Origin of the sequence: Streptomyces sp. NPDC058674, from assembly GCF_042716505.1 — a bacterium.
Taxonomy (GTDB): Bacteria; Actinomycetota; Actinomycetes; order Streptomycetales; family Streptomycetaceae; genus Streptomyces.
This window is the reverse complement of the sequence record NZ_JBHXSC010000004.1, coordinates 172,198-186,223: the sequence shown is the minus strand read 5'-3', so window position 1 is coordinate 186,223 and position 14,026 is coordinate 172,198. Positions and strand designations below refer to the sequence as shown.

Genomic DNA, 14,026 nt, shown 5'->3' with positions numbered 1-14,026 from the left:
ACACTGCAGCCTTGGTCGCCGAGGGGACCTGGGTGGTTCCCGGGGGCCTTGTCGCCCCCGGGAACGACAACGGCGTCCCCGGCGGGGCTTGGCCGCACCGGGGCCCTGGCCGCCCCCCGGGGGGGCCGGGCCCGCACGCCAGGGCCGCGGCGTGCGGACGCGCCGGCATCCGCCGCGGCGGCCCCGGCGCCGTCGTCAACGGGTCCGCCGAGCCCGCTCGTTCACCCGGTCGGCCCTCTCGCCGGGCACCACGCCTTCCCCGACGGCACGATGGGACCTGACGGTCGGTAACACCCGTCTGCCACACCCAGCGCGAGCGACATCTCATATCTGAGATACCGTGCACCCATGGCAGACGACTACCTCGTACGCATCGGCAAGCTCATCCGTGACGCCCGGCAGCACCGGGGCTGGACACAGAGTCAGCTCGCCGACGCACTCGGCACCAGCCAGAGTGCCGTGAACCGCATCGAGCGCGGCAACCAGAACATCAGCCTTGAGATGATCGCCCGCATCGGCGAGGCCCTCGACAGCGAGATCGTCTCTCTCGGCTACGCCGGCCCGATGCACCTGCGGGTGGTCGGCGGACGCCGGCTCTCCGGTGCCATCGACGTCAAGACGAGCAAGAACGCCTGTGTCGCCCTGCTGTGCGCCTCGCTGCTCAACAAGGGCCGTACCGTGCTGCGGCGGGTGGCCCGCATCGAGGAGGTCTACCGCCTGCTGGAGGTCCTGAACTCCATCGGCGTGCGCACCCGCTGGATCAACGACGGGGTCGACCTCGAACTCGTGCCCCCGGCCCGCCTCGACATGGAGGCCATGGACGCGGACGCGGCCCGCCGGACCCGGAGCATCATCATGTTCCTGGGCCCGCTGCTCCACCGGATGGACCACTTCCGGCTGCCGTACGCCGGCGGCTGCGACCTCGGTACCCGCACGATCGAGCCGCACATGATCGCCCTGCGCCGCTTCGGCCTGGACATCACCGCGACCGAGGGCATCTACCACGCCCAGGTCGAGGCCGGGGTCTCCCCCGACCGCCCGATCGTCCTGACCGAGCGCGGGGACACCGTCACCGAGAACGCGCTGCTGGCCGCGGCCCGCCACGACGGCGTCACCGTCATCCGCAACGCCTCCTCCAACTACATGGTCCAGGACCTCTGCTTCTTCCTGGAGGCGCTGGGCGTCAAGGTCGAGGGCATCGGCACGACCACCCTCACCGTCCACGGCGTCCCGACCATCGACGTGGACGTGGACTACTCCCCCTCCGAGGACCCGGTCGAGGCGATGAGCCTGCTCGCCGCGGCCGTCGTCACGGAGTCCGAGCTCACCATCCGCCGGGTCCCCATCGAGTTCATGGAGATCGAGCTGGCGGTCCTGGAGGAGATGGGCCTGGACCACGACCGCTCCGCGGAGTACGTCGCCGACAACGGCCGCACCCGCCTGGTCGACCTCACGGTCCGCCCGTCCAAGCTCGAAGCCCCGATCGACAAGATCCACCCGATGCCGTTCCCGGGGCTGAACATCGACAACGTCCCGTTCTTCGCGGCCATCGCGGCCGTGGCCCAGGGTCAGACCCTGATCCACGACTGGGTGTACGACAACCGGGCCATCTACCTGACCGACCTGAACCGCCTCGGCGGCCGCCTCCAGCTCCTGGACCCCCACCGCGTCCTGGTCGAGGGACCCACCCGCTGGCGTGCGGCGGAGATGATGTGCCCGCCGGCCCTGCGGCCGGCGGTGGTGGTGCTGCTCGCGATGATGGCCGCGGAGGGCACCTCGGTGCTCCGCAACGTCTACGTGATCAACCGCGGTTACGAGGAACTGGCCGAGCGGCTCAACTCGGTGGGCGCCCAGATCGAGATCTTCCGCGACATCTAGTACGGCCCTCGGGGCGGGCCTGCCACTCGCTCCGAAACCGGCCAAGGTCGGGGCCGCCCCCGGGAGCCCGGAGAACCGGACGGTCCACCGGTTCCGCCCGTGTCGCGCGGCCGGGCCGGGCCGACGGGCCGGCCGCCCGGCCGGTCGGCCGGGCATCGGGTTTCGGCCGCATGCCCTGCGGCTCCTCGCCGCGGCCGTCGCCGGCCCGGCAGAATCGCGCCGTCGGCACGTAACGAGGGAGCGGCCATGGCAGTGGACACGACGGCGGACTCGGGCAGGGAGACACCCGAGCTCTCGGGACTCCCCCTCCTCGGTTCGCTCTTCGACCTCAAGTCGGACTCCCTGGGCACCTACCTGCGCGCCCGGCAGCGCCACGGCGACGTCGTACGGGTCAGCGCGGGGCCGCCCGGCCTGCGCGCGGAGCTGTACTGCGTCTTCTCCCCGGAGGGCGCCCAGCAGGTCCTCGCCTCCGAGGCGGCCAACTTCCGCAAGGACAACCCCGCCTACCAGGAGATCCGGGACTCCTTCGGCAACGGACTGCTGACCAGCCAGGACGAGGACTACCTGCGCCAGCGCCGCCTGGTCCAGCCGCTGTTCACCCGGCGCAGGGTGGACGGCTACGCCGGGGCCGTCGCAGAGGAGACCCGGGCCGTCCTCTCCGGTTGGCAGGAGGCCCCCGGCGGGGTCGTCGACGTCTGCGACGAGATGATGCACCTCGCCCTGCGCGCGGTCTCCCGCATCCTCTTCGGCACCGATGTGGACGCCACCGCCGACGTCGTGGCCCGCTCCTTCCCGGTCATCACGGACTACGTGCTGCGGCGCGGCTACTCCCCCGCCAACATCCCGCGCACCTGGCCCACCCCCGCCAACCGGCGGGCGGCCGCCGCGCTGACCGAGCTGTACGGCGTGTGCGACGCGATCATCGGCGAGCGGCGCGCCGCCCCCGGGGACGGCGCCGGGGAGGACCTGCTGACGCTGCTCGCGGCCGCCAGGAGCGCGGACGACGGGGAGTTCGACCCCTCCGAGCTGCGCGACCAGGTACTGATCTTCCTGCTGGCGGGGCACGAGACGACCGCCACCTCGCTCGCCTTCGCCCTGCACCTGCTGGCCCGTCATCCGGCCGAGCAGGACCGCGCCCGCGAGGAGGTGTCCCGCGTCCTGGGCGACCGTACGCCCGGCGCCGCCGACCTGGACCGGCTCCCGTACCTCACCCGGGTGCTCAAGGAGGCGATGCGGCTCTACCCGGCCGCCCCGGTCATCGGCCGCAAGGCGGTGGCCGCCACCGAGATCGCCGGCCACGCCGTTCCCGCGGGCGCGGACGTGATCCTGGCTCCGTGGGTGACGCACCGCCACCCGGACCACTGGCCGGACCCTGAGCGCTTCGACCCCGACCGCTTCACCCCGCAGGCGGAGGCGGAGCGCGCCCGCTACGCGTGGTTCCCCTTCGGCGGCGGCCCGCGCGCCTGCATCGGCCAGCACTTCTCGATGCTGGAGTCGGTGATCGCACTGGCGATGATCCTGCGGGAGTACGAGTTCGAGGCCGTCGACACCGAAGTCCCGGTCAGTGTCGGGATCACCCTGCGGGCCGAGGGCCCGGCGCGCTGCCGGGTCCGCCGCCCGGGCGCCCGGGTGTCTTGACCACGGGCGTCGTCAACGGTGCCGGGTCTTGAGACCTCCATTGCGGGGCTGCGCCGAGAAGGTACCGGGGGGGAGGTTCCGGCTCGTGCGCCGACCGGCCCGGAAGATCGCACGCTTGTCCTCAACCGCACTTGGGGTCCTACGGTCTCCGCATGGCCTGCACGGCGTGCGGGCTCCGAACCGAAGTACCAGGAGGGGACGCCCCATGACGACCCAGCAGATCGCCGACGCCGAACTCGCCGGACAGCCCGCCGCCTACTGGACCGGTCTCGCCTACGAGGCGCTCATCGCGTACACCCGGTCCCAGCAGGCCGCAAAAGGCTACACCCAGCCCCAGTTCTGGCTGCTGCGCAACCTTTCGGAGAGCGACATCTCGCCCGACGGCGAGGGGATGACCCTGCCCGAACTGCGGGAGGCCATGGCCTCCTACATCCGGCCCGAGGACGACCTGGCGGCGGAGGCCGAGGTGCTTCTGGAGCGCGGCTGGCTGACTCGGGACGCCGAGGACCGGCTGTGGCTCACCGGGGAGGGAGAACAGGCCCGCGTCGACCTCGCGCGCAACGCTCCGGCGATCCGCGCCGCCCTCCACGAGGGCATTGACGACGCGGACTACGTCACCACGGTGAAGGTGCTCCAGCAGCTGATCCGCAACGCGGGCGGGACGGTCGGCTGACGGACCGAGGGCCGGGCGGAGTGCCCGGGCCCTGACGGGTCCGGCCTGAATTCCCTGGGACGGCGACGCCACCGGGCCGGGCGGTCTCAGACCGGGGTCAGACCGCCGTCGGGGCGTGGCCCCCGCGCAGGCGTTCCAGGTCCGAGGGCCGGACCTGGATGACGAACAGCGCGATCAGCGCCGTGGCCAGGGTGAAGGCCGCCGCCGCCACGAAGGCGGCGCTCACGCCCGAGGTGAGGACCTGGTCGCTCCACGGTTTCGGGTACTGCCCCGTCCGCGCGAGGGAGGCCTTCTGTTCCGGGGTCGCCGTGCTCAGGAACGATCCGATCTGGTTCTTCGCCTCGGTGCGGCTGGCCGTGCCGAACACCGTGACCAGAATGGACAGGCCCAGCGACCCGCCGACCTGCTGCATCGAGTTCAGCAGCCCGGAGGCCGCGCCGGACTCGCGGTCGGGGACGTTGGAGAGCGCCATCAGCGTCAGGGAGACGAACTGCATGCCCATGCCCGCGCTGAACAGCAGCATCGGTCCGAGGATGCTCCCCAGGTAGGTCGAGTGGACGTCGGTCTGGGTGAGCCAGGCCAGTCCGGCGGCCGACAGCAGGGAGCCGGTCACCATGAACGGTTTCGGCCCGTACTTCGGGAGGAGTTGCGAGGTGAGCCCGGCCGTGAGCGCGATCATCGCGCTGATGGGCAGGAACGCGAGCCCGGCCCGCAGGGGGCTGAACCCCAGCACGTTCTGCACGAAGAGGGTCAGGAAGAAGAACATGCCGAAGATGGCGCAGGCGAAGAGGAGCATGATCGCGTACGTCCCCGCGCGGTTGCGGTCGGCGAACATGTGCAGCGGGGTGATCGGCTGTGGCGAGCGGCGTTCGTTGAGCACGAACAGCGTCAGCAGGACCACGGCGACGCCGAAGGAGGCGAGGGTCAGCCCGTCCGACCAGCCCTCCTGGGAGGCGCGGATGAATCCGTAGACGAGCGCGACCATGCCGAGCGTGGACAGCAGTGCGCCGGCGGCGTCGAAGTGGCCGGACTGGCGCTTCGATTCGCGGATCACCCGGGGGGTCGCGAAGGCGATCAGCAGGGCGATGGGGACGTTGACGAACAGCACCCAGCGCCAGTTGAGCCACTCCACGAGGATGCCGCCCGCGAGGAGCCCGATCGCGCCGCCGCCCGCCGAGACGCCGGCGAAGACACCGAACGCCCGGTTGCGTTCAGGACCTTCGCGGAAGGTGGTGGTGATCAGCGCGAGCGCGGTCGGGGAGGCGATGGCCCCGCCGACGCCCTGCAGGGCCCGGGCGGCCAGCAACTGGCCGGAGTTCTGGGCGAAGCCGCCCAGCAGCGAGGCCAGGCCGAAGAGCAGGACGCCGAAGACGAAGACGCGCCGCCGGCCGAGGATGTCGCCGGCCCGGCCGCCGAGCAGGAGCAGTCCGCCGAAGGTGAGGGTGTAGGCGTTGACGACCCAGGAGAGGCTCTCGGTGGAGAAGCCGAGGTCCGTCTGGATGTGCGGCAGCGCGATGTTCACGATGGTGATGTCGAGAACGACCATGAGCTGGCAGGAGGCGATGACGAACAGCGCAAGCCCGTTCCCGTCTCCTCGGACCTTGCCGTCGGTCCCGTTGCTGATCGGCTGTGCGTTCGGGTCCACCTAGTCGACGCTAAGCCCGCGCCCTGCGGGTCACCACTCGAACAGCCTAGTGAGGGTGATATTTCACATGTCACACTGCTGACATGGACGCACTCCTCAGGCTCTCCGCCGACACCGCCCGGTTCACCCGCGGGGCGCCGCGCGCCTTCACCTTCGGCGACGACGGCGGGCTGCTCTGGTTCCTCCGCTCCACCAACCCCACCGACGCCTTCGACAGCCTCTGGGTACTCGACACCGCGACCGGCACCGAGACCCTGCTTGCCGATCCGCGCGAGCTGTGCCCCGAACCGGGTCCTCTCCCCGCCGCCGAGCGCCGGCTGCGCGAACGGACCCGGCTGGTCGCCGCCGGGATCGGCTCGTACGCCCTCTCCGGCGACGGCCGGCACGCCGTCTTCGCGCTCTACGGGCGGCTCTACGCGGTCTCCTCCCCCGGAGCCGGGCGGTCCGGCGCGGGCCCCCGGGAACTCCCGGCCGCCGACGGCGCCTTCGACCCGCGGCCCAACGCGGACGGCACCCGCACCGCCTATGTCAGCGCCGACGCCCTCCACCTCGCCCCCGGCGGCCGGATCAGCCCCGCCGACGGGGCCCGCTGGGGCGTCGCGGAGTTCGCCGCGGCCGAGGAGCTGGGGCGCGCCCGCGGACACTGGTGGTCCCCCGACGGCCGCACCCTGCTCGCCGCGCGCGTCGACGAATCGGCCCTCCAGCGGCGGTACTTCACCGACCCGGCACACCCCGAACTGCCGGCCGAGGACTTCGCCTACCCCGAGGCGGGCGGCCCGAACGCCGACGTCCAGCTGTGGGTGCTCCGACCGGGGGGCACCCGGGTGCGGCTCGACTGGGACGCCGAGGCCCACCCGTACGTCTGCGACGCAGGCTGGGAGTCGGCCGACGAGATCCTGCTGACCGTCCAGGACCGGCTCCAGCGAAACCTCCTCCTGCTCTGCGCCGACCCGGCGACCGGGCGCACCCGGGAGCTGTCGCGCACCACGCACCCCCGCTGGGTGGACCCGCTGCCGGGGACGCCCGCGCGGCTGCCCGACGGGCGGATGCTGACCGCCGCCGACACCCCTGGGGGCGCCGCCCGCGCCCTCGCCGTCGACGGCGCGCTGCTGACCGGCGACGCGGTCCAGGTCCGCCGCGTGGCCGGCGTCCACGAGGGGCGGCTGCTGATCGAGGCCGGGTTGCGCGACCCGTCCGAGCAGCAGGTGCTGCTGCTGGACCCGGACACCGGGGAGCTGACACCGCTCGCCGACGGGCCCGGGGTGCACACCGCCACCGCGTCGGCCGGGGCGCTGTTGCTGACCTCGGCCGACGCCGGGGGCGTCCGCCGGACCGTGCGCACCGCCGACGGCCGGGAGTCGACCCCCGCCGACCTGTCCGGGCCGCTGCCCCACCGAGTGGTTCCGCTGCTGGAGCGGGTCACCGAGCACGGCGTCCCCACCGCCCTGGTGCTTCCCCGCGGCCACCTCCCCGGTCGGCGCCTGCCGGTGCTGGTCGACGCGTACGGCGGGCCCGGATACCAGGACGTCGCCGCCGAACCGCGCCGTTGGCAGGCCAAGCAGTGGTGGGCCGACCAGGGGTTCGCGGTGGTGACCGTGGACAACCGCGGAACCCCGTACGTCTCGCCCGCCTTCACGCACGCCGTCCACCGCGGCTTCTCCGAGGTCACCCTGGAGGACCAGGTCGCGGCGCTCCGGGCGCTCGGAGCCCGGCACCGCGACCTCGACCTCGGCCGGGTCGGCGTACGGGGCTGGTCCTACGGCGGCTACCTGTCCGCCCTGGCGGTGCTGCGCCGCCCGGACGTGTTCCACGCCGCGTCGGCCGGGGCGGCGCCGACCGACTTCCGGCACTACGACACGGCCTACACCGAGCGCTACCTGGGGCTGCCGCGGGACGCCCCCGAGGTCTACGAGCGGGACTCCCTCCTTGCGGACGCCGCGCGGCTGACCCGGCCGCTGCTGCTGACCACGGGCCTGGCCGACGACAACGTCCACCCGTCGCACACCCTGCGCCTCTCGCGGGCACTGACGGACGCGGGCCGCCCGCACCGGCTGCTGGCGCTCCCCGGGGTCACCCACATGACGCCGGACGGGACGCGGGAGAAGGTCATGGCGCTGGAGCTGGAGTTCTTCCGCGAAGTCCTGGCCGGGGGCCCGGCCGCCCGGTAGCGGCAGCCGCCGCACGCGCCGGTGCCCCGGGGACGCCTTCGGCCCCAGGGCACCGTACCTTCCCGTGGATCCCCGTCAGTCACCCGGGAAGTGACAGGCCACCTCCCGGGAGGCGGCGAGCCGCAGCAGCGGCCTCTCGCTGCGGCAGACCTCCCGCGCTGCGGGGCAGCGCGGGTGGAAGGTGCAGCCCGGGGGCGGGGCGGCCGGGCTCGGCGGGTCGCCGAGCAGCACGATCCGCTCCCGCCGCCGCTCCGCCGCCGGATCGGGCAGCGGCACGGCGGACAGCAGCGCCCGGGTGTACGGGTGCTGCGGGCTCTCGTAGAGGGACGTGCGGTCCCCGATCTCGACGATCCGGCCGAGATACATGACGGCGACCCGGTCGCTGATCCTCCTGACCACCGACAGGTCGTGCGCGATGAACACGTAGGCGAGGTCCAGCTCCGTGCGCAGCCGCTCCATGAGATTGACGACTTGGGCCTGTACGGAGACGTCCAGGGCGGATACCGGCTCGTCGGCGACGATCAGGCGGGGTCCGGTGGACAGGGCGCGGGCGATGCCGATGCGCTGTGCCTGCCCGCCGGAGAACTCGTGCGGGTAGCGGTCGAGGTGGTCGGGGATCAGCCCCACGAGCTCCATCAGCTCGGCGGCCCGGCGACGGGCGTCGGCCGCGCTCCGGCCCTGCACCAGGAGCGGTTCGGAGAGGATCCGGGCCACCGTCTGGCGCGGGTTGAGGGAGGAGTGGGGGTCCTGGAAGACCATCTGGATGTTCTTGCGCAGCGGCCGCATGGCCGCCTGGGAGAGCCGACTGATGTCCCTGCCCTCGAACTCCACCGTGCCGGAGCCGGGCTGCAGCAGCCGCACGAGCATGCGCCCGATGGTGGACTTCCCGCAGCCCGACTCCCCCACCAGGCCGAGGGTGCGGCCCGCTTCCAGGTCGAAGGAGATCCCGTCCACGGCGCGCACGGGCGCCCCCCGGCGCCCGGTCGCGGACCGCTTCCCGGGGAAGCTCATGGTGAGGTCCCGTACGGACAGCAGGGGCGCGGCCGGCTCCCGACCGGCCGGGCCGCGCTCCGCCGCGTCGGCGGGACGTACGGCGTCCACGGTCATCGGGGGTCCTCCGGGTCGGTCGGATCGGTCGGATCGGTCGTGGACGGCCGGGCGGAACCGGCGCCCGGCGCCCCCGCGGAGCCCGCGAAGTGGCACGCGGCCAGCCGCTCTCCCGCGCCGTACGGGCGCGGCCGCGGCCGCTCGCCCGTGCAGCGCGCCCTCCGGTCCGCGGAGCCGGCGGCCGCCACCGCGCAGCGCGGGGCGAAGGCGCAGCCGGGGACCGGCTCGATCAGGGACGGCGGGGAGCCGGGGATGAACGGCAGGGGGCCGTCGTCGGCGTCGTCGAGCCGGGGCAGTGAGTCGAGCAGGCCCCGGGTGTAGGGGTGGGCGGGGTCGGCGAACAGGTCGTCCACGGGGGCCTGCTCGACGGCGCGGCCCCCGTACATCACGAGCACCTCGTGGGCGACGCGGGCGACGACGCCCAGATCGTGGGTGATCATCACGACGCCGAGCCCGCGGTCCTGCTGGAGCCGGGCGATCAGCTCCAGGATCTGCGCCTGCACGGTGACGTCGAGGGCGGTGGTCGGCTCGTCGGCGATCAGCAGGTCGGGCTCGCAGGCCAGCGCCATGGCGATCATCGCGCGCTGGCGCATGCCGCCGGAGAAGTGGTGCGGGTACTCGCCGGCCCGGCGGCCCGGCTCCGGGATGCCGACCTCGCCGAGCATGTCGACGGCCCGCCGGCGCGCCGCGGCCCGTCCCGTCCCGAAGTGCACCCGGACGTGCTCGGCGACCTGCTCGCCGACCGTGTAGTAGGGGTGCAGGCCGGACAGCGGGTCCTGGAAGACCATGGCCATCCGGCGTCCGCGGACCGCGGACAGCTCCCGCTCGCGGAGCCCGGTCAGCTCCCGCCCGGCGAGCGCGACGGATCCGCTGACCCGCGCCGCGCCCCGGTGCAGGCCCATGAGGGCGAGCGAGGTGGCGGACTTGCCCGAGCCGGACTCCCCGACGATGCCGAGGGTGCGGCCGGCCTCGACGGTGAAGCCGAGGGAGTCGACGGCCCGTACGGAGCCGTGCGGCGTCTCGAAGGTGACGCACAGATCGCGTACCCGGAGCAGCGGTGCGTTCACGGCCGCGATCATCAGTACCTCACCCTCGGGTCGACGACGGCGTACAGGAGGTCGACCGCGAGGTTGGCGACGACGATGAAGAAGGCGGCCAGCAGGGTGACGCCGAGGACCACGGGCTGGTCGGAGCTGACCAGCGCGCCGTAGAACAGCCTTCCGACGCCGGGAAGTCCGAAGATGGACTCGGTGATGACGGCTCCGGCGAGCAGCCCGCCCAGGTCCATGCCGAAGAGGGTGAGGACGGGTGTCATCGCGGAGCGCAGCCCGTGTTTGACGACCACCGTGCGCTCGGGCATGCCCTTGGCGCGGGCGGTGCGGATGTACGGCTCGGCCATCGCCTCGATCATCGAGCCCCGGCTCTGGCGGGCGTACATGGCGGCGTAGAGCAGGGCGAGCGCGGTCCACGGCAGCAGCAGGTTCGCGGCCCAGGCCAGGGGGCCGTCGGTGAAGGCCCGGTAGGTGGGGTAGGGCAGGAGTCCGGCGGTGCGGATGACTCCGTGGATGAGCATGACGGAGGTGAAGTAGACGGGCAGCGAGGCGGCGGCGACGGCGCCGACCATCAGCGCCTTGTCGGTGGCGGTGTCCTTGCGCAGGGCGGCGGTGACGCCGGCGCCCAGGCCGAGGACGAGCCACAATGCGGCGGCGCCGACGGCGAGCGAGGCGGAGACGGGCAGCCGGTCCAGCAGCAGGTCCCAGACGGGCAGCGAGTTCTCGTAGGAGTAGCCCAGGCAGGGGAAGCCGCATTCGACGGCGTACGGGCCGGAGCCGAGGGTGCGCCCGGTGAAGATGCCGGTGAGGAAGCCGGCGAACCGGCGCCACAGGGCCTGGTCGAGGCCCAGATACGCCCGTACGTCGGCCAGCCGCTCGGCGCTGCACGTCTTGCCGCAGGCGGCCGCGGCCGGGTCGGAGGGCAGGACGTGGAAGATGAGGAAGGTGACGGCGGCGATGGCGAGGAGGACGCCGGCCAGGGCGAGCAGCCGGCGGGCGAGGTAGAGGATCAATTGCGGCCGCCGCTCGGGTCGAGGATGTCGCGCAGGGCGTCGCCGAGGAGGGTGAAGGCGAGCACGGCGAGGAAGAGGAAGACGCTCGGGATGACGAAGTACATGGGGTCGGTCTCGTAGAAGGCGACGGACTCGGCGATCATCTGGCCCCAGGACGGGGTGGGCGGGCGGACGCCCACGCCGAGGTAGCTCAGGGCGGCCTCGGTGCTGATCATGCCGGGGACGAGCAGGGTGGTGTAGGCGATGACCGGGCCCGAGACGCCGGGGAGGATGTCGCGGGTCATGATGCGCCAGGAGCTCGCGCCTCCGACGCGGGCGGCGTCCACGAACGCGCGGTGCTTGAGGGAGAGGGTCTGGCCGCGGACGACACGGGCGACGCCGGGCCAGCCGAAGACCCCGATGACGGCGGTCATGAGCACGATCCGGTTGACGTCCTTGACCACGGACAGCATCGCGATCATGAAGATCAGCGAGGGGAAGGACATGGTCAGGTCCATCAGCCGGGACAGGATCGCGTCGGTGCGGCCGGCGAAGTAGCCGGCCGCGATCCCGGCGGCGGTGCCGGCGATCACCACGATGGCGGTGGCGGCGAAGGCGATGAGCAGGGAGACCCGGGCTCCGTGGACGACGCGGGCGAACAGGTCGCGTCCGGTGACCGGTTCGACGCCGAGCCAGTGGTCGCGGCCGATGCCGCCGAAGGAGCCCAGCGGCTGCCCGCCCAGGTAGGGGTCGATGGCGCTCTTGTCGAACTCCTCCGGGGACCAGCCGCCGAGCGCGCCCAGCCAGGGGGCGGTGGCGGCCGTCAGGACGAGGAGCAGGACGACGCAGAGGCTGACGCGGACGGTGGGGCGGCGGCGGAGCTCCCGCCGGGCGAGCTGCCAGGGGCTGCTGCCCGGGGGGACCTCCTTGGCCTGCGGGGCGCCGGCGGCGGGTGCGGTGGTGGTCATCGCGGGGTCTCGGATGCGCTCGTCCGGCCTCAGCCCCGGCCCTTCGAGGGGTCCTTGAGGCCGATCGCGGCGTAGTCGATGGTGCCGGTCCACACCGGGTGGCCGAAGGCTCCGGCGATGTTGGGGCCGACGAGCTGCGGCTTGCGCTCCAGAAGGATGGGGACGGCCGGGGACTTCTTCATGAGGTCGGCGTCGAGGTCGATCCAGGCCCGGTTGGCCTCCGCGGCGTCGGACATGGCGTTGATCTCGTCGATCCGCTTCGTCGTCGCGTCGTCGCGGAACTGGCTGTAGTTGCCCTGGTTGCCCTTGTCCTTGATGGTGCGCCCGTCGAAGACGAAGGGGATCCAGGTGGAGCCGGAGGGGTAGTCGGGGCACCAGCCGGCGAGCGTCATGTCGGGGGTGGTGGAGAGGTCGCCGATGACGTCGTAGTAGGCGCCGGGGTCGACGGTGTCGACGACGACCTCGATGCCCGCGCGGGACAGGCCCTGCTGGAGCGCCTCGGCCTTGCCCTTGTCGCCGGTGGAGACGGCCAGGGAGACCTTCAAGGCCGGTTTGCCGGCGGCCTTCAGCAGTTCCTTGGCCCGGGCCGGGTCTCCCGCCGGGGCGATCCCCAGCGTGTCGGCCTGCTTGCCGCCGGACAGGGCCGGTGGCAGGTAGGCGGTGGCGATCTCGTTGAGGGCCGGTCCCCCGCCGGCGGTGACCACGGCCTCCTTGTCGACGGCGTACTGCACGGCCTCGCGGACCTTCGGGTCGTCGAAGGGTGCCCGGGAGGTGTTCAGGTGGAGCATCTCGGTGCAGCCCTGGGACTCGGCGAGGAGCCGCGAGGTGACCTCCGCCACGGGGAGCACCTTGGGGGCGCTCTCGGGCCGCATGTCGGCGTACTGGACGGAGGAGGCGTCCGCGCTCTCGCCGGCGATGATCCGGTCGTCGATCTGGCCGCCCTTGAGGCCCATGAGGACGACGAAGCGGTCCGGGTAGGCCTTGCGGACGGTGTCGGTGGCCGCGTTCCAGTGCTCGTTGCGGACCAGGACCAGCTTCTTGTCCCGGTCGTAGGACTCGATCTTGTACGGGCCGGAGGAGAAGGGACGGGCGTCGTACTGGGTGCCCTTCTCCTGCGACGGGGGCACGGGCGCGAAGGTCGGGAGGGTGGCCGTCGCGGAGAACTCTGCGACGGGGCGCTTCAGTTCGAAGACGATCGTCCGGTCGTCGGGGGTCTTCACGGAGTCGAGGTGCCTGCCCTGGAGAGGTCCCTTGTAGCCCTCGGTGCCGGCGAGGTACTGGGCCGCATAGTCGGGGCCGCCGGTGAGGTCGGGGGCGAAGGAGCGCTCGACGTTGTACTTGACGTCCTGGGCCCTGATCGGGGAGCCGTCCTCGTACGCGAGGCCCTCCTTGAGGGTGAAGGTCCAGGTGCGGCCGCCGTCGGAGGGGGTGCCGAGGTCGGTGGCGAGGTCGGGGACCAGCTCGCTCCCGGCCTTGCCGGGCTCGGCCTTGAAGGTGACGAGGGTGCGGTAGAGCAGGCGGGTGCCGAAGTCCATCGCCGGCATCACCCAGTTGCGGGCCGGGTCGAGGTGGGCGAAGTCCTGGTTGGACAGCACGGTGAGGGTGCCGCCCCTGACCGGGGTGCCTCCGAGGATCTTGCCGTTGCCGGCGGCGGCGGGGTTGGCGGCGCCCTTGCCCCCGGAGCTCTTCTTCGCGGTGCCGGAGCAACCCGAGGCGCCGAGTGCGAGAGCCGCCACCAGGGCGGTGGCGAGGGCGAGTTGGGTGCGCTTGGTCATGGGTCACTCCAGTGAAGGGCCGCGCTCATAGGATGTGACGGGTAACATAGTAATGTGAAATTGCACTGACAAGGGGTTGGTCCCGCCGTTATCCAGCCGTGTCCGAAGGCTGCGGCCCCGTCCCCGCGCC

Annotated in this window: 10 protein-coding genes; 4 read left to right on the top strand and 6 right to left on the bottom strand. The window is 72.7% G+C overall.

The window, feature by feature from the left end; genetic code table 11:
• The first annotated feature begins 348 nt into the window (after positions 1–348).
• From ACFWU6_RS04085 to ACFWU6_RS04075, 3 genes are all read left to right on the top strand, one after another.
• On the top strand, positions 349–1,878 hold the full coding sequence (locus ACFWU6_RS04085) for a helix-turn-helix domain-containing protein (RefSeq protein ID WP_383809265.1): 1,530 nt from the start codon (positions 349–351) through the stop codon (positions 1,876–1,878).
• A 246-nt stretch (positions 1,879–2,124) separates the two neighbouring features.
• Positions 2,125–3,516 (top strand): cytochrome P450, encoded by a 1,392-nt coding sequence (locus ACFWU6_RS04080; RefSeq protein ID WP_383978273.1) that lies wholly within the window; start codon positions 2,125–2,127, stop codon positions 3,514–3,516.
• Positions 3,517–3,721: 205 nt separating this feature from the next.
• Entirely contained in the window at positions 3,722–4,189 is a 468-nt protein-coding gene (locus ACFWU6_RS04075) for a MarR family transcriptional regulator (protein WP_383809271.1), read from the top strand.
• 97 nt (positions 4,190–4,286) lie between these two features.
• Here ACFWU6_RS04075 and ACFWU6_RS04070 read toward each other — a convergent pair whose 3' ends face one another.
• The gene (locus ACFWU6_RS04070; RefSeq protein WP_383809274.1) at positions 4,287–5,834 is read right to left on the bottom strand and encodes an MFS transporter; all 1,548 of its coding nucleotides are present in this window, start codon (positions 5,832–5,834) and stop codon (positions 4,287–4,289) included.
• 83 nt (positions 5,835–5,917) lie between these two features.
• Here ACFWU6_RS04070 and ACFWU6_RS04065 point away from each other — a divergent pair, with 83 nt between their 5' ends.
• Entirely contained in the window at positions 5,918–8,002 is a 2,085-nt protein-coding gene (locus ACFWU6_RS04065; protein ID WP_383978271.1) for a prolyl oligopeptidase family serine peptidase, read from the top strand.
• A 75-nt stretch (positions 8,003–8,077) separates the two neighbouring features.
• Here the strand turns inward: ACFWU6_RS04065 and ACFWU6_RS04060 are convergent, their stop codons facing one another.
• The 5 genes from ACFWU6_RS04060 to ACFWU6_RS04040 are packed head-to-tail and all read right to left on the bottom strand — an operon-like array spanning position 8,078 to position 13,896.
• Positions 8,078–9,109, bottom strand: coding sequence for an ABC transporter ATP-binding protein (locus ACFWU6_RS04060; RefSeq protein WP_383809279.1), 1,032 nt, complete (start codon positions 9,107–9,109; stop codon positions 8,078–8,080).
• Positions 9,106–10,188 carry an ABC transporter ATP-binding protein gene (locus tag ACFWU6_RS04055; protein WP_383809282.1) on the bottom strand — a complete coding sequence of 361 codons (1,083 nt, stop codon included), beginning with the start codon at positions 10,186–10,188 and terminating at the stop codon, positions 9,106–9,108. The genes ACFWU6_RS04060 and ACFWU6_RS04055 overlap by 4 nt, the downstream gene beginning before the upstream one ends.
• On the bottom strand, positions 10,188–11,174 hold the full coding sequence (locus ACFWU6_RS04050) for an ABC transporter permease (RefSeq protein ID WP_383978268.1): 987 nt from the start codon (positions 11,172–11,174) through the stop codon (positions 10,188–10,190). The genes ACFWU6_RS04055 and ACFWU6_RS04050 overlap by 1 nt, the downstream gene beginning before the upstream one ends.
• Positions 11,171–12,121, bottom strand: a complete 951-nt coding sequence (locus ACFWU6_RS04045) for an ABC transporter permease (protein WP_383978266.1) — start codon at positions 12,119–12,121, stop codon at positions 11,171–11,173. The genes ACFWU6_RS04050 and ACFWU6_RS04045 overlap by 4 nt, the downstream gene beginning before the upstream one ends.
• Before the next feature lie 29 nt (positions 12,122–12,150).
• The gene (locus tag ACFWU6_RS04040; RefSeq protein WP_383809292.1) at positions 12,151–13,896 is read right to left on the bottom strand and encodes an ABC transporter substrate-binding protein; all 1,746 of its coding nucleotides are present in this window, start codon (positions 13,894–13,896) and stop codon (positions 12,151–12,153) included.
• Positions 13,897–14,026: the final 130 nt, after the last annotated feature.

Excerpts from the sequence above, each read along its gene's own strand:
- ACFWU6_RS04085 (WP_383809265.1), top strand. The coding sequence starts at position 349 with ATGGCAGACGACTACCTCGTACGCATCGGCAAGCTCATCCGTGACGCC.
- ACFWU6_RS04080 (WP_383978273.1), top strand. The coding sequence starts at position 2,125 with ATGGCAGTGGACACGACGGCGGACTCGGGCAGGGAGACACCCGAGCTC.
- ACFWU6_RS04075 (WP_383809271.1), top strand. The coding sequence starts at position 3,722 with ATGACGACCCAGCAGATCGCCGACGCCGAACTCGCCGGACAGCCCGCC.
- ACFWU6_RS04065 (WP_383978271.1), top strand. The coding sequence starts at position 5,918 with ATGGACGCACTCCTCAGGCTCTCCGCCGACACCGCCCGGTTCACCCGC.
- ACFWU6_RS04060 (WP_383809279.1), bottom strand. The coding sequence starts at position 9,109 with ATGACCGTGGACGCCGTACGTCCCGCCGACGCGGCGGAGCGCGGCCCG.
- ACFWU6_RS04055 (WP_383809282.1), bottom strand. The coding sequence starts at position 10,188 with ATGATCGCGGCCGTGAACGCACCGCTGCTCCGGGTACGCGATCTGTGC.
- ACFWU6_RS04045 (WP_383978266.1), bottom strand. The coding sequence starts at position 12,121 with ATGACCACCACCGCACCCGCCGCCGGCGCCCCGCAGGCCAAGGAGGTC.
- ACFWU6_RS04040 (WP_383809292.1), bottom strand. The coding sequence starts at position 13,896 with ATGACCAAGCGCACCCAACTCGCCCTCGCCACCGCCCTGGTGGCGGCT.